General features: G+C 44.5%; 10 protein-coding genes and 1 tRNA gene. 8 read left to right on the top strand and 3 right to left on the bottom strand.

Annotated features, from left to right (window positions below; translation table 11 throughout):
- Positions 1–82: 82 nt before the first annotated feature.
- The 5 genes from BUB18_RS01325 (at position 83) to BUB18_RS01305 (ending at position 8,907) form a co-directional block, all read left to right on the top strand.
- Complete coding sequence (locus BUB18_RS01325; RefSeq protein ID WP_073077254.1) at positions 83–1,924, top strand: hypothetical protein; 1,842 nt, start codon at positions 83–85, stop codon at positions 1,922–1,924.
- 199 nt (positions 1,925–2,123) lie between these two features.
- Positions 2,124–3,524, top strand: a complete 1,401-nt coding sequence (locus BUB18_RS01320) for a M48 family metallopeptidase (protein ID WP_073077252.1) — start codon at positions 2,124–2,126, stop codon at positions 3,522–3,524.
- A 30-nt stretch (positions 3,525–3,554) separates the two neighbouring features.
- Entirely contained in the window at positions 3,555–5,120 is a 1,566-nt protein-coding gene (locus BUB18_RS01315) for a DUF6770 family protein (RefSeq protein ID WP_073077251.1), read from the top strand.
- A gap of 204 nt (positions 5,121–5,324) precedes the next feature.
- The gene (locus tag BUB18_RS01310; protein WP_073077249.1) at positions 5,325–7,274 is read left to right on the top strand and encodes an FAD-dependent oxidoreductase; all 1,950 of its coding nucleotides are present in this window, start codon (positions 5,325–5,327) and stop codon (positions 7,272–7,274) included.
- 211 nt (positions 7,275–7,485) lie between these two features.
- The gene (locus BUB18_RS01305; protein WP_073077247.1) at positions 7,486–8,907 is read left to right on the top strand and encodes an AAA family ATPase; all 1,422 of its coding nucleotides are present in this window, start codon (positions 7,486–7,488) and stop codon (positions 8,905–8,907) included.
- Between the two features lie 61 nt (positions 8,908–8,968).
- Here the strand turns inward: BUB18_RS01305 and BUB18_RS01300 are convergent.
- Positions 8,969–9,042 (bottom strand) — tRNA-Asp (locus BUB18_RS01300).
- A 167-nt stretch (positions 9,043–9,209) separates the two neighbouring features.
- Here BUB18_RS01300 and BUB18_RS01295 point away from each other — a divergent pair.
- Together BUB18_RS01295 and dapA are read left to right on the top strand one after the other, a co-directional pair.
- Entirely contained in the window at positions 9,210–10,163 is a 954-nt protein-coding gene (locus BUB18_RS01295; protein ID WP_073077245.1) for an acetyl-CoA carboxylase carboxyltransferase subunit alpha, read from the top strand.
- A gap of 79 nt (positions 10,164–10,242) precedes the next feature.
- A complete protein-coding gene (gene dapA / locus BUB18_RS01290; protein WP_073077244.1) occupies positions 10,243–11,118 on the top strand; it encodes a 4-hydroxy-tetrahydrodipicolinate synthase in 876 nt (291 codons plus the stop codon).
- An 83-nt stretch (positions 11,119–11,201) separates the two neighbouring features.
- Here dapA and BUB18_RS01285 read toward each other — a convergent pair whose 3' ends face one another.
- Complete coding sequence (locus BUB18_RS01285; RefSeq protein WP_073077242.1) at positions 11,202–12,110, bottom strand: ribonuclease Z; 909 nt, start codon at positions 12,108–12,110, stop codon at positions 11,202–11,204.
- 28 nt (positions 12,111–12,138) lie between these two features.
- Positions 12,139–12,513, bottom strand: a complete 375-nt coding sequence (locus BUB18_RS01280; RefSeq protein ID WP_073077240.1) for a hypothetical protein — start codon at positions 12,511–12,513, stop codon at positions 12,139–12,141.
- A gap of 301 nt (positions 12,514–12,814) precedes the next feature.
- Here BUB18_RS01280 and BUB18_RS01270 point away from each other — a divergent pair, with 301 nt between their 5' ends.
- Positions 12,815–15,346, top strand: coding sequence for an ATP-dependent Clp protease ATP-binding subunit (locus BUB18_RS01270; RefSeq protein WP_073077236.1), 2,532 nt, complete (start codon positions 12,815–12,817; stop codon positions 15,344–15,346).
- Positions 15,347–15,919 lie beyond the last annotated feature (573 nt).

The following is a 15,919-nucleotide window of genomic DNA, read 5'->3' as shown; positions in this document are numbered from 1 at the left end:
CATGCCGAAAATCCGTGAAAGAGTAGGCACCCCATTAGCCGAAAAGGGATATATGAGTAGGCAACCCCAAACCCCAATTGTTATGAACTACGTTTTTAAAGGAAGATTATGTGGCCTCCTGTGCAGCGATGATTGCCGCGAGCCACTGGCGGGAGTCAAAGTAAGGCTCTACCGCGCTGATGCCAGGGAATCGCTCGCTGTACTGGCAGTTGCAGATACAAATCAAACCTTTCACCAGGTAAGTGAGGAAGATATAAAGGCGAAAAGTAAACTGCTCCTGGCTGAAACCATCGCAAATGAAAATGGTGAATTTGTTTTTAACCTCGGTGAGAAAGAGAACTATAAAGGAGAAGCTTTTGATATTGACTTCACTTGCGGAACGGGCTTTGGTAAACCGATTCCTCCCAAAAAGATAACTGAATTTCAATTTCACCTGACCACCTTACAGCCACAATGGCGCGAACGAAATGCTGACAACCAGGCTGAATATTTGTTTGCCTGGGAGTATTGTATCGTATCCAAATGGTGGTGCCAGATTCTACAAAAGCTGGATCGCTGGGTAATCTGCGGCAAGGTAGTGGATTGCAAAACCGGTAAGCCGTTAAACGGATTACGTGTATTCGCCTATGATGTGGACCTCCTGCAGGATGATCCCCTGGGCAGTGGTTTTACCGATGCATCCGGGCATTTTAAGATTGTTTACACTTCCGCTGATTTCTCCAAAACACTGCTAAGCTGGCTCAATGTAGAATGGCCCGCAGGGCCGGATCTGTATTTCCGTATTGAATCAGGTTCGGGAACAGTGCTGCTGAAAGAGCCGCGCAGCATGGGCCATACAAGTGCCCGTACCAACGCACATAATTGCTTCTGTGTTAAACTCTGTGTTCCTGATGGTGAGGTATATACTACTGATACGCCATTGTTTACCCGCTTCGGTGAGTACAAGATCATCGGAGATATCGATGCCGGCGGATTAACTGCCATTAACCGCACCTTTGCCAGCGGTATTGGCTTTGGCTTTTTCGGTTCAGTGAAACTGGTAGGTTATGCCACTAAGAAAGTGCCTACCGATACCACCAGACCGCTGTTTTACCGCTTCACCTACTCTTATGATGGTGCTACCTGGAACCCTGTGACGCTGGCACAAACCCAGCAAAGCAGGCTGGTAGTGGGCGTGCGGGAAATTATCTGGAACGGCGTGCAGGCATTTCAGGACATTGTAATTGACCCGAATCAGCCTGCCTCCGTTGCCGACAGTATTCCTCCTGATGGTGCGCCGGGCGTTATTCCGGATCATGTACTGCACCAGGATGCCAATGGCTGGGTGAGAGTGGACCAGCGCGGTATTGATAATGGCTTTATCGGCCCGCTGCTGTGGGTAAATACCAATGTGCTCGTTCCCGGTGGTAGTCCTGCAACGCCAGGAGATGCACCCGGCAACGCGCCACTGAGTCCTAAAAATGGCAGACGCGTATTTTTTGCCTACCAGACAACAGATGATCCTGCCAATCCGGCTTCGGTGCATTTCAAAGAACAGACCACCAAAGGCGTGATCTATGTTAATAACTGGGAAGAAGTACGCTTGTTACAACTGGATGAACTCAGTACCGGTGTTAGTGGCTGTACACCGATTACTACGCATGCGCATGTACGCTATACCGCGGATCATGAACTGATCGCATCATGGGCACTTGGTATCGCCAGCGCAGCAGTGCCGGGCGGTATTACTATTACCGGTGGCTCAGGCACAGTACCACGTGGTTCAAATAACGTGATCGACTTTGCTACACCAGGAACTGTTACGCCGGCCTTTAACACCTGGCCGTCCTGCGCATATAAACTTTCACTGGTAACCCGTAGAAAACTTACTAACGGGGAGTATAACGATGATCATACCGGTACTGAAATAATCTTCTGTAAGTAATCGCAGGGATTCCTGCAACCGGAACCTGCTGTCAGGGCCAGGCTACCAACAGGTAACCTGGCCCCTTTTTGTTACCTTAAGAATAATATTTTACCACCATTACACCAACGTTGTAGTGCTGCTTTCTTATCCTAAATACTGATTTTTTTTCTTCCAACATTTTCTATATTCGCTCCATATTCCCTATAAACCACTCCATATGAAATCTATTTTGTTCCGGCAATTGGCTGTTGTCAGAATCGTTTTCCTTGCCTTATGTTGTTGCCTGTTACTCCCCGGTTACCTGTCTGCGCAATGCACTGTATTCAAGCCTGTAGCTGTAAATGAAGCCAGAATAAGAAGTCTTACGGCGGAGCTGGAAACCCGTTATAAAACAACCATTGCTGCACTGCCAGCTGCCAATCGGAAGGATTATGAAGCAATTTATAAGGAGCGTTGGGAAAATATAAAATCGATACTTGATAAGCAGGAGGTTTACACTGCTCCCTTTGCGCAATCGTATCTCGATAAGATTGCCAAAACAATTATTGCCGCAAATCCAGTATTGAAAGAAGAAAAACTGCACCTCTTTTTTTCAAGATCAGCAGTACCTAACGCCAGTTTTATCGGTGAGGGAGTCATTCTTTTTAATATGGGATTATTCAGCACCTTATCGGACGAGAGTCAGGTTGCTTTTGTGTTATGCCATGAATTAGCTCATTACTACCTGCGTCACAGCGACAATAGTATCAGCAGGTACGTAACCACCATGAACAGTAAGGAAGTGCAAAGTGAACTGAAACAAATAAAAAATAGTGAGTTCAATAAAAAAACGCAGCTGGAGAAGTTGATGAAAGGAATTTCCTTTGATAGCAGGCGTCATAGCAGGGATCATGAATCGGAAGCGGATTCGATGGGCCTGGTGTTTTTAAGTCGCACTAATTTCGATTTGAACGCAGCAATTACTACACTCGAATTATTGGATAATGTGGATGAGGATACTTTGGATGCCGCAAAAGCACTGCAAAAACTGTTTGATGCAAAAAACTACCCCTTTAAAAAGAAATGGATAAGCAAAAAAGAAGGGTTGCTTGGCGGACATGCAGTATTGGAAAAAGATGAAGCACTGGCAGATTCCCTTAAAACACATCCGGACTGCAGGCGCAGGATTCAAACGCTGCAACCCTTTGTTAAAGCGGTGCCGCAAAACAATCGCCTTGCTAATCCTATAGATAAAAATACTTTTGATTCTTTACGTATCACATTCAGATATGAACCCATAGCCTATGAATTTGAGAGAGAGCACTATACCAGGAGTTTGTATGCAGCAATAAAACAGCTGGGCGACTTCCCGGAAGATCCTTTTCTGATAACGCAGATCGGCAAAATTTTCAATAGCTGCTACGACGCACAACAGGAGCATACGTTAGGCAAACGGATCGACCTGCCCGCCCCTCAAAATTCTTCAGGATATAATACCGTTTTGCAAATGGTACAAAATCTATACGCTGCTGATTTTCCTGCTATAGGTTTTAATTTCCTGGAGCAATATCAAACTAAGTTTGGGAACTGTACTGTATTTAATACTGAACTAGAAAAAGCAAGACAACGCTATAAATAAGCAAATAAATCAAAATCTAAAAATTCAAAAATGGTCAGAAAAATTTTGACTGGTGTGCTTTCCCTATACCTATGCGCCACCACTGTTCAGGCACAAAACAAATTGTCTGTTGATAATGTATATTCCACCTACCTGCGTAACAGTGGAACCATTATGGAGAAAAATCAGATTAAAGGATATTTTTTCTTCTATCAGAGCGATAAGGTCGACAGAAAAACAAATGAATATACACTGCAGATCCTGGATGAAAACCTGAACAAGGTAAAGGATATCACCTTCCAGGATAACAAAAATGTAGTGCTGCTGGAGTCCGCCTATAACGGTAGTTCTCTTTCTTTTTTATTTAAGGATGCTAAGGAAAGAACACTTACTATGAAGATTTATTCACTGGATGGTAAATTATTGAATACCTACACCAATGAGTACTCTAAAAAGACGGAGCAATTCATGATGCAGTATGAAACCATGCATAGTGACGAAGGTACCAACCAGAGCGTATTTGAGGTAGGCGACAAAGGCTATATCTCTGTTATGCCGGTAAGAGAAGGAAAAGACTTTACTTATGAAATCGATCTCTATGGTTCCGAAAAGAAGGCGTACTGGAAGTATATTCCTACCGATGATAAGGAAAAGTTTGCAATGGCAGAATATCTTGGAAGTACGGATAGCTTAGTGCTATTGCAGGTCTATAAGAAGTCGAACCTTTTCAGGAACAACTTTACTTCTCATTTTGTAGGTATTAACTTTGTGACGAAACGTAAAGTTTTTGATCTGGATGGAGAAAATGATGAGTACCTGTTTTCTCCAACTACAGTCACTAAAGATGTAAAAACAGGTAACATTCTCGTGGCTGGCACTTACTTTGACAAGAAAGACAATGTGGTAAAAGATCCGAGTAAAGGATTAGCCTTTTATACACTGAACAGTAAGGGTGAAATCCTGACCAGATCCTATAATAGTTGGGAAACGGATATGGGTAAAGTGCTGGGAACAAGCAGTAAGGGTAAAATCGACGGGGTGGGCTACCTGTATATCCACAAAATGATTCAATCTCCGGATGGGAAGCTTCATGTAGTGGCGGAAGGATACAAACGACAAGTCAGCGCAGGTGGTATGGCCTTAAAGGTTTTGGGAGCGGCAGCAGGTGCCACCACTAACGCCGGTGCTACCAAAATAGTGGTTACTGATATGGTGGTAATGACATTCGATCAGCAGTACCACATCGCTGAAGGTAAAATCTACCCTAAAACCCAAAATACTGCCATGGGGTCAGCCGTTACGGATTTTGCCAGTGCGCATATGCTGGCCATGTATATTAAAGCGGTAGGATATTTTGACTATGATTTCACAACAGGAGATGAGGATAATGAGAATTTCTCTTTCTGCTATAGTGATTACGTGAAAGATGCTGACTATAAAGGCCAAACGTTTAACACCATCCATTTCGACGGTAAAAAGTACTCGCAGGACAAAATCAATCTTAAATCAAAAGCCAGCAAGTCCAGAATTTTGCCTGCTAAAGCTGGCTCTGTAATGATTATTGAATATTTTAAGAAAGATAAACGCATGGATTTAAGACTGGAGAAAATCAGTTAATAACAAATGTCACTTTACAAGAAGGGCTGACCAATTTGCATTGGTCAGCCCTTCTGATTTACCGGATATGTTAAAGTGGGCTGTTCCCAAACCCCACTTCCTGCCGGTCATAAAGAAACCCCTGAAATCCATTCCTTATCCATTATTTTTAACACTACTAGTATTTTTTTCCACGATCGAAAATTAATACCGAATTCCACGAACATGAAACGCAGCGCATTTATTGGCCTTTTAGGCAACACCACTCTTTTGTTACTTGCCCGCCCATCGGGCCTTTTCGCTAATATATCCACCACCGGAAGTACAGAGTTCCTGTTTCTGGAAGCTGAAAGTTTCAGCGATTATGGCGGGTGGGACTTAGATCAGCAATCCATGGACGTGATGGGCTCGCCCTATCTGCTGGCGCACGGGTTAGGAGTTCCCGTAGCTGACGCGGTAACGGAGGCAGAGTTTCCGAGTGCAGGCACCTATCGGTTGTGGGTGCGTACCAAAGATTGGGTGGCTCCCTGGAAAGCGCCGGGAGCGCCTGGTAAGTTCCAGGTGTTGATTAATGAGGTGCCGGTAAAGGAAACGTTTGGTACCAAGGGGGATCAATGGCATTGGCATGATGGGGGACTGGTGACAGTGAATAAAAAAGCCAGGATCTCGCTACACGATCTGACTGGTTTTGAAGGCCGTTGTGAGGCTATTCTTTTTTGTAAAGATGAAAAGTTTGAGCCTGTAAACGAGGTAGCGGCACTCACAAAATTCAGAAGGAAACTATGTGGGCTAAGTGATATTCCTATAGATAGCGGAAAGTATGACCTGGCAGTGATCGGAGGAGGTATCGCCGGTACAGCTGCTGCGATTTCGGCGGCCAGGCAGGGGTTGAAGGTGGCTTTGGTACAGGACCGGCCGGTATTGGGAGGGAATGGTAGTTCTGAAGTACGCGTATGGCCGGAAGGACACACGAGGCAGGAGCCATTTGTGCATATCGGAGAAATTGTGGAGGAATTTGTACCACTCACTGCACAGCCGGTGCATGGTACCAGAAATGCGCTGGGAGGCAAGGCGTATAATGATGAACTGAAGTTGGAGAAGGTAAAAGCAGAACCTAATATCACACTCATGCTGCATGAACGTGCTTTTGCGGTAGAGGCAACAGATAACAATATTAAGGCGGTTGTATTACAAAATATAAAAACGGGTATCCGTAAGCGTATTACAGCAACTTATTTTGCGGATTGTACAGGCGATGCCGGCATTGGATTTATGGCCGGGGCGGACTTTGAGCAATCACAAACGGGTTTGATGGGGGTGTCTAACCTCTGGAATGTGCTGGATGCAGCTGATGATAAAGCGGTATTGGAATGTGAGTGTAAAGATAAAACAGCACTGGCCACGCAATGTGAAGTAGGACAGGTGGCACAGCCGTTTCCACGTTGTCCGTGGGCGATAGACCTTTCCGACAAGCCATTTCCCGGCAGGAAAAATTATAAGGGTCAATGGGGGAAAGAAGATCCGCTGGCAAATCTGGGTGGATGGTTCTGGGAAAGTGGTTTTGATAAAGATCCTGTTACCCAGATTGAGCTGATCCGCGATCTGAACCTCCGTGCGATGTACGGCGCCTGGGATGCACTTAAAAATGTCGATAAAGAATATCCCAACCACCGGTTAGGATGGGCTGCATTTATAGCAGGTAAAAGGGAGTCGAGGAGGTTAATGGGAGATGTAATTCTCTCTGCGGACGATTTCAGGAACCATACACCGTTTCCGGACCCCGCCTTCCCATGCTCCTGGCATATCGATATCCACAGGCCTGATCCCGCTTTCGACAAGGGGCTGAAGGGGCAGGAATTTATTTCCAGGGCTACAGAAGGCGACCACTTTACCTACAAGCAGGAGGGGAGTCAAAAGCAATTGTACTGGGCACCATATCGGGTGCTTTATAGTCGCAACATTACTAACCTGTTTATGGCTGGCAGAAATATCAGTGTTAACAATGATGGCCTGGGGCCTATACGTGTAATGCGTACCTGTGGAATGATGGGAGAGGTAGTAGGGAAGGCCGCATCCCTGTGTGTAAAATATAATACCACGCCGAGGGGGGTATATGAGCAGCATGCCGGGAAGTTGCAGGAGCTGATGAAGTTGCCAGGGAGTTATAGGGTATAAGTTTTTTAGGGAGATGTTGGTGTTCCGGGTGCGGTGAGTGCCCGGGGATTTTTCATTGGTGTTGTAAGCGTTAGAACAATTTGGCTTTAACTGGGTGTTTTAGTGTACTTAGAGCCAAATTGCCGGGCAATTTGGCTCTAAGTGGGTAAAATTGTATATTTAGAGCCAAATTGCCCGGCAATTTGGCTCTAAATATTAAAATTGAGTAAAAATGAATAGACTAATCGGAAGAGAGAAGGAATTAAATCTGTTGGATAAAGCAATGAATTCCGAAACATCCCAGTTTATTGCGGTATACGGTAGGCGAAGAATCGGCAAAACTTTTCTTATCAGAGAGGCATTTCAACAGAAATTTACATTTTATCTGACGGGGGTGGCTAATACAAACCTACAGCAGAATTTATCCAATTTTCATAGAGCGATACAGAAATATAACCTGGGGGAACCTGTATCAGTTCCACAAAATTGGTTTGATGCATTTGCGCTGTTGGAAGAGTTATTGCTAAAAAGTACTCATGACAGGAAAGTTGTTTTTCTTGATGAACTTCCATGGTTAGATACAGCTCAATCTGGTTTCATTCAGGCACTTGACTATTTCTGGAATTCATTTGCAAGTGCAAGAAAAGATATCATTCTAATTGTATGTGGCTCTGCTGCTTCTTGGATGATCAACACTCTTATTCACAATAAGGGCGGATTGCATAATAGGGTGACGCTGAGGATTCGGCTCGAACCTTTTTCATTAAAGGAATGTGAGATATTCTTTCAGCGTCGTGGTGGCGTATTTAGTAGATACCAAATAGTTCAGCTATACATGGTTTTAGGTGGGGTGCCATTTTACTTGGACCATGTGGACGTAAGTATGAGTGCTGCTCAGAATATTAATCGACTATGTTTCCAACGTGATGGCTTATTGACCGAAGAGTTTAATGACCTTTATACATCACTATTTAATAAAGCAGAAAGGCATCTCTTGGTAATCGAAGCTTTAAGTAAGAAGGTTAGGGGATTAACCCGCTCGGAAATAATTGATTATACGGGATTGCCCAATGCTGGAAGTACAACGAGAATATTAAGAGAATTGGAGGAAAGCGGCTTTATACGGAAATATTCACCTTTTGGTAAAAGGGAAAAAAGTAGCCTTTTTCAACTGAGTGATTTTTATTCCCTGTTTTATATCAGATTTATACGAGGAAATCATCTATATGAAGAGAATACATGGCTCAATGGACTTGAATCTCCACAACATAGAGCCTGGAGTGGATATGCCTTTGAGCAAGTGTGTCTGGCCCATTTGGCAGAGATCAAAAATGCGCTTGGAATTAGTGGTATTCAGACTACCAGTTCTTCTTGGATAAATTCCGGAGAAGGGAATAAGCGACAAATAGATTTAGTGATAGACAGGAAGGATGATGTTATTAATATTTGTGAAATGAAATTTTCTGCCAGCCCTTTTACTATTGATAAAAAATATCAGGAAGAACTTCAGGACAAGATAGATACATTCCGGGCAGCAACTAACACTAACAAAGCCATTTTTCTAACGATGATAACCACTTTTGGATTAGTAAGAAATATGTATGCTAATGGGTTGGTACAAAATAATTTAACGCTGGAGGATTTGTTTAGGTAAGTATTTGTTCCTTAAAATAAAAAAAGCCTGCTCATTTGAGCAGGCTTTTTCCGCATTACTGCGGACCGGACGGGACTCGAACCCGCGACCTCCGCCGTGACAGGGCGGCATTCTAACCAACTGAACTACCGATCCTCGAAAATATAGTCAAGATACTTGCTATCTTTCTGTTTCCCAATCCGTTGTGTTGTACCGTTTTGGGATTGCAAAGATAGCAACAAAGTTTTCATTTTAGCAAATCTTTTTTAAAAAAAATTTTCAGCACTATCTTTACACCGTACTTTAACCAATTTAGTCAAATTATGCAATTCCTGGATTTCGAAAAACCTATCGAAAATTTATACGACCAGCTGGCCAAGCTGAAGGAAAATGGTGAAAAGTCAGGCGTAGACGTTTCCGCTACTGTTGCCGAGTACGAAGCTAAAATCGCAAGTACCCGCCAGGAACTCTATGGCAACCTGACCGCATGGCAAAGGGTTCAGCTCAGTCGTCATCCCGATAGGCCCTATACTCTGGCGTATATCGAAAAGATGTGCACCAACTTTGTGGAACTGCACGGCGATCGTAACGTAAAAGACGATAAAGCCATGGTAGGTGGCTTCGCCGACCTCGATGGAGAAACAGTGATGTTCATCGGTCAGCAAAAAGGAGTAAATACCAAAATGCGCCAGCTCAGGAACTTTGGTATGGCTAATCCTGAAGGTTATCGTAAGGCCCTGCGCCTGATGAGACTCGCAGAAAGATTTAACAAGCCAATCGTTACACTGATAGATACCCCCGGCGCCTATCCGGGACTGGAAGCGGAAGAAAGAGGCCAGGCCGAAGCAATCGCCCGTAACCTCTTCGAAATGTTTAAACTCCGCGTACCGGTTATCTGTGTCATCATCGGTGAAGGAGCCTCCGGCGGCGCGCTTGGTATCGGTATCGGCGACCGTGTACTCATGCTCGAAAACAGCTGGTACACCGTTATCTCTCCGGAAAACTGCTCCACCATCCTCTGGCGCAGCTGGAACTTTAAAGAAAAAGCCGCTGAAGAACTCAAACTCACTTCAGACTACATGGCGCAATTCGGACTGGTAGACGGCGTTATCCGCGAACCGCTCGGTGGTGCCCACGTAAACCAGGATGAAATGGCTGATATACTTAAAAAACGTATCAAACAGGAACTGGCTGAATTGAAGAAAATCGACGCGGATACCCGTATCCAGCAACGTATCGACAAGTTCTCTCATATGGGCTTTTTTGAAGAGCAGTAAAAAATTATTTAGAGAAGACAATAAAAAATTAGAATTTCGGGCTCCGAAATTCTAATTTTGTTTTTTCGCAAACACAATCATGGAACAATTAAGAGGCACCGGGGTGGCGCTAGTAACACCCTTTAAAGCAGATGAAAGCATAGACTGGAATGCTTTGGAAAAGCTGATCAACTATGTGATTGATGGCGGAGTTGACTATGTTGTATCCCTCGGTACAACCGGTGAAACTCCAACCCTTTCTTCAGAAGAGAAGCTTGATTTGATGAAGTTTACCTTCGAAAAGGTAGCGAAGCGGGTGCCTGTGGTTGTGGGTATCGGTGACTATAACACAAGAGATGTAGTAAAACGCCTGGAAACCTGCCCGCTCGACGAGGCAGCAGCCATCCTCAGCGTAGCACCATACTACAGCAAACCTACACAGGAAGGCATCTATCAGCATTATAAAACAATCGCTGCTGCTTCCCCTAAGCCAATTATCCTCTACAACGTGCCTGGCCGTACCGGTCGTAACATGACCGCCGATACAACCCTGCGCCTCGCTCACGAAGTAGAAAATATCGTAGCCATGAAGGAAGCTTCCGGCGAAATGGTGCAATGCATGCAGATTCTCCGCGATAAGCCGAAAGACTTTATCGTGGTTTCCGGCGATGATGCACTGGCCCTCGCACAGCTGGCCTGTGGCATGGATGGCGTTATTTCTGTTGCAGCCAATTACTTTGCAACCGACTTCTCCGCCATGGTGAAAGCCGCGCTGAATAACGATTATCCAGCCGCACGCGCCCTCAATAACAAAATGCTGAAAGGCTTCGACCTGATGTTCTCCGAAAATAATCCTGCCGGTATCAAAGCATTTTTGGCTAACCGCGGCCTGGTGGAAAACTACTTCCGCCTGCCTGTTGTTCCAGCTACGGATGGCCTTTACCAACAGATCGGTGACTATCTCTCCAAATACTAAAGGTTACAATTCTTTATATAAAAAGGCCTCAATGGTAAGTCCATTGAGGCCTTTTTAATATGTGTAATTTGAGTAACACTTTGTTACACCAGGAAGGTAACTCCCTCCTCAGCGATGTCAGTATTAGGAAATATTGGTCTCGTTTCATCCAGGAAGAAGTTCAACTCCGTGTATTTGGAGGAAAAATGCCCGATCAGTAACCGTTTTGCATTGGCCGCTGCCGCCAGTGTCGCCGCCTGTACTGTTGTTGTATGAAACCGCTCCGCGGCCTGCTTTTCCAATACATGCAGATAGGTAGTTTCATGATAAACCAGGTCCGCACCACGCAAATGAGGAATCAGGTTTACATCATATATCGTATCGGCACAGTACACGTAACGCTTGCCCTTCTCAGGTGGTAAGGTCACCCAATCATTTTTTACCAGCGTCCCGTCCTTGCGTAAATAATCTTCACCATCCTGTAGCTTTCCGTAGAACGCTGAAGGAATCTCATAGGCTTTGGCCTGATCAGGTAATAATTTGCGCTTTTTCTTCTGCAGCTCTACGGAATATCCAAAGCAGGTAATCCGGTGTTCGGTTGGGAAACACCTGACTGTCAGGTCTTTATCTTCCAGGATGATGCCCGCTTGCCCTGGTTCCAGGGTCACATAAGTTAGCTCAAACCGGAACGCCGTACCGGAAACATCCAGCTGTATCTGCAGGATTTGCTGTAGTTCACCAGGGCCGAAAATGGTAAGCGGCTCCGTTCTGCCCATCAGGTTGAGGGTGTTCAGCAGGCCTATCAGCCCAAAATAATGATCGCCATGAAGGTGGCTGATAAAAATATATCTCAGTTTGCTGCGCCGGATCTTGTATTTCGCGAATTGTAGCTGGGTGCCTTCCCCGCAGTCCAGTAGCAGCAACTGATCATTACACGTAACGATCTGCGCCGTGGGGTGCCTGTCCAACGTGGGAATGGCCGAATTATTACCTAAAATCGTTACACCAAACATTAGTATTATTTACTTGCGAATAGCTAAATTATTCCATTCCGTCCAATAATTCCCTTTCCAGTTCCTCCATCATCACCAGGTCAATCGCTTCAGCCATAGTAGGGGCGAAATTGAAGTTCTCAGGGGCAGCCGCCTTGAGTACAGGTGTTAAATCGCTGTTAAGACCCGTTACCGCGCAGGACCGGTTGTTGTCATACATAAATGTATAAACTGCTAAAATGGCTTCTGTGCCAGGCTCGTCTAATTTTTCGAGGAAATGTAAATCCAGTATGAGGTTACGGGTATCCAGGCCAGGCAGGGTGGTGGCTGTTTCTACAAAAGAAGCTGACAAATTAGCATCCAAAGCATTCTCTTCTGGACAAAAAACCACTATTTTTTCTTTGGTATCAATTTTGAATTTCATGCGTTGGATCTTGTTTATATTTTAGTAAGAATCAATAAACTGAAACTAATCTGGGACCCGCCTCTAAAAAATACCCTGGAGAGAACGAACAAATACATTTGTTTCTTCGTAGATATTTTTAAAAAGACCCGTACCCATTTCACCCACAAAAATAATGTTATACTATTAAAGTGTAAGATGAAGGAGTATAAAAAGGAATAACTTCAATCCATCTAATTCGCTGTCAAAGGAAATCAGAATTATTCGTTATTATTGTATAAGCATGCCCCCGTAAGGGTTTTTATAATCTAATTTATTCACAATGGACCAGAATTTTTCACCGCAAGTTAAGGAGATCATTTCGTTCAGCAGGGAGGAAGCTTTACGCCTGGGAAATGATTTCATCGGTACTGAACACCTGCTGTTGGGTATTATTCGCGAAGGCGAAGGTACGGCCGTAAAGATTCTGCAAGCGTTGAACGTAGACCTGTACGAATTACGCAAGGAAGTAGAATTGGCTGTAAAGGATAAGACGGGGAAAAATATTGCAAACATCAATAGTTTACCCCTGACCAGACAAGCTGAGAAAGTGATCCGCGTTACCGTCCTCGAGGCAAAAGCCCTCAAGAGCGCTACCGTGGAAACAGAACACCTCATGCTGTCTATCCTGAAAAATAAAGAAAACGTTTGTACACAAATCTTACAACAATTTGACGTGGACTACGATACTTTTAAAAACGAACTGGGCTTTGTAAAATCTGCTGATCCCAAAGCAGAATTTGATGATCCGGGTGAGGAGGAATTTGAAGACGAAAGGAAATCCTACGCTTCGAAATCCAAACAAGCCAATACCAAATCCAAAACTCCGGTGCTGGATAACTTTGGTAGAGACATCACCAAGCTGGCCGAGAGTGGCAGCTTAGACCCGATAGTTGGTCGTGAACAGGAAATTGAACGTGTTTCACAGATACTGTCCCGTCGTAAAAAGAATAACCCTATCCTCATCGGGGAGCCGGGTGTAGGTAAAACCGCTATCGTGGAAGGGCTTGCCCTCCGCATTGTGCAGCGCAAAGTTTCCCGCGTGCTGTTCGATAAACGTGTAGTGAGCCTCGACCTCGCCGCTCTCGTGGCCGGTACCAAATACCGTGGCCAGTTTGAGGAAAGGATGAAGGCGATTATGAATGAACTCGAGAAAAACAGGGACGTTATCCTGTTTATCGATGAAATTCACACGATCGTTGGTGCAGGCGGCGCTTCAGGTTCCCTGGATGCTTCCAACATCTTTAAACCAGCCCTCGCAAGAGGCGAACTCCAATGCATCGGCGCATCCACACTGGATGAATACCGCATGTATATTGAGAAAGATGGTGCCCTCGACCGCCGTTTCCAAAAAGTGATGGTAGAACCACCCAGCGTGGAAGAAACCATTCAGATCCTCAATAACATTAAGCCACGTTATGAAGAATACCATAACGTTAGCTACACCGAAGATGCGATTGAAGCATGCGTGAAATTGAGTGATCGTTATATGACCGACCGCCTCCTGCCCGATAAAGCCATCGATGTGCTGGACGAAGTAGGTGCGCGCGTTCACCTGAAAAACATCAATGTTCCGCAAAATATCCTCGACCTGGAAAAACAAATCGAAGATATCAAGCAGGAAAAAAATAAAGTAGTGAAAAGCCAACGCTTCGAAGAAGCCGCTGCACTGCGCGATACAGAGAAGAAACTGGGTGAAGACCTGGAACGCGCTAAAGCAATGTGGGAAGAAGAAGTGAAGCACAAACGCTACCCTATTGATGAGGAAGCCATCGCGGAAGTAGTAAGCATGATGACCGGTATCCCTGTGAAAAGGATGGTACAGGCAGAAAGCGATAAATTACGCCGCATGGGTGAAGACCTGAAAGGTGCCGTGGTAGGCCAGGACGAAGCGATCAGCAAAGTCACCAAAGCCATCCAGCGTAACCGTGTAGGGCTGAAAGATCCTAAAAAACCAATCGGTACATTCATCTTCCTCGGGCCTACCGGGGTGGGTAAAACAGAGCTCGCCAAATCACTGGCCCGCTATATGTTCGACTCCGATGATGCACTGATCCGTATCGATATGAGTGAGTACATGGAGAAATTCTCCGTAAGCCGCTTAATTGGTGCACCTCCGGGATATGTTGGTTATGAGGAAGGTGGTCAGCTTACTGAAAAGGTTCGCCGCAAACCTTACTCCGTAATCCTCCTGGATGAAATTGAAAAAGCACACCCTGACATCTATAACCTGCTGTTACAGGTACTGGATGATGGTATCCTGACCGATGGCCTTGGCCGTAAGGTAGACTTTAAAAATACCCTCATTATCATGACCTCTAACATTGGTGCCCGTCAGTTGAAAGACTTCGGTGCAGGCGTAGGTTTTACCACCACCGCCCGTGCAAGCACAGAAGAGGAAAATACCAAATCAGTAATTGAAAAAGCACTGAAACGTACTTTCTCTCCTGAGTTCCTGAACAGGATCGATGATGTGATTATATTTAACCAGCTCACCAAAGAGCATATCTATACTATCATCGACATCACCATGAAGAGTGTGCTCAAACGTTTGAACAGCCTGGGCTTCAGCCTGGAACTGACAGACGAAGCCAAAGGATTCCTGGCAGATAAAGGCTACGACCAACAGTTCGGTGCCCGTCCGCTGCACAGGGCCATCCAGAAATACCTGGAAGATCCTTTAGCGGAAGAAATCCTCAACATGAATATTCATGATGGAGATGTACTGGTGGCTGACCTGGACAAAGAAAACCAGAAACTGGTGTTCACGTTGAAAAACTCCAGCAAAAGCAAATCAGAAAAATCAGAAGCGTAATTCACACTACTGAATATACAAAAGCCGCCTGCAACCGCAGGCGGCTTTTTTGTATACTATTGTACCTTACTACCAAGGGAAGATGACATCTTCCTAAAAATAATAAAGGAAAAGTAACCCTGAAATCAGCCCTTCAGCCCAATAAATATCCGATCTCTTCCATATAATTCTAATATTATGGAAAAAATGTATAACATAAAGATGTTATGACAAAATATAATATTATGTAAATAAAACATGTGTATTTTATATAAAATATAAAATATTTTTTTTGTGAGATGTAATACCAGCAAGTGGTTGGCGGGATAGTTGTTAGTTTGGCAGTTCGTTTTAGTAACCGTGGTTTTGGTTGTATTCTTCCTAAACTTAAATGGTATTATCATGCCATTTTCGTAGCTTACAGATAGTATATTTTTGCATTATATAAGATTATAGACTTTAGTCCGTATTGTCTTAAAGAACTTATTTATTTAAAAAAGATACCATACTTTATTAGAGCACCTGAAAAAAAGAGCGTAGTACGATGCGTTGTAGCAGTATTGACCCAGTGCCATAGACGATGAGGAGATTAGC

It is taken from the genome of Chitinophaga jiangningensis, from assembly GCF_900142605.1.
Classification (GTDB): domain Bacteria; phylum Bacteroidota; class Bacteroidia; order Chitinophagales; family Chitinophagaceae; genus Chitinophaga; species Chitinophaga jiangningensis.
The sequence above is the reverse complement of the archived record's forward strand: the minus strand, read 5'-3'. Positions and strand labels throughout refer to the sequence as shown.

Excerpts from the sequence above, each read along its gene's own strand:
- BUB18_RS01325 (WP_073077254.1), top strand. The coding sequence starts at position 83 with ATGAACTACGTTTTTAAAGGAAGATTATGTGGCCTCCTGTGCAGCGAT.
- BUB18_RS01320 (WP_073077252.1), top strand. The coding sequence starts at position 2,124 with ATGAAATCTATTTTGTTCCGGCAATTGGCTGTTGTCAGAATCGTTTTC.
- BUB18_RS01315 (WP_073077251.1), top strand. The coding sequence starts at position 3,555 with ATGGTCAGAAAAATTTTGACTGGTGTGCTTTCCCTATACCTATGCGCC.
- BUB18_RS01310 (WP_073077249.1), top strand. The coding sequence starts at position 5,325 with ATGAAACGCAGCGCATTTATTGGCCTTTTAGGCAACACCACTCTTTTG.
- BUB18_RS01305 (WP_073077247.1), top strand. The coding sequence starts at position 7,486 with ATGAATAGACTAATCGGAAGAGAGAAGGAATTAAATCTGTTGGATAAA.
- BUB18_RS01295 (WP_073077245.1), top strand. The coding sequence starts at position 9,210 with ATGCAATTCCTGGATTTCGAAAAACCTATCGAAAATTTATACGACCAG.
- dapA (WP_073077244.1), top strand. The coding sequence starts at position 10,243 with ATGGAACAATTAAGAGGCACCGGGGTGGCGCTAGTAACACCCTTTAAA.
- BUB18_RS01285 (WP_073077242.1), bottom strand. The coding sequence starts at position 12,110 with ATGTTTGGTGTAACGATTTTAGGTAATAATTCGGCCATTCCCACGTTG.
- BUB18_RS01280 (WP_073077240.1), bottom strand. The coding sequence starts at position 12,513 with ATGAAATTCAAAATTGATACCAAAGAAAAAATAGTGGTTTTTTGTCCA.
- BUB18_RS01270 (WP_073077236.1), top strand. The coding sequence starts at position 12,815 with ATGGACCAGAATTTTTCACCGCAAGTTAAGGAGATCATTTCGTTCAGC.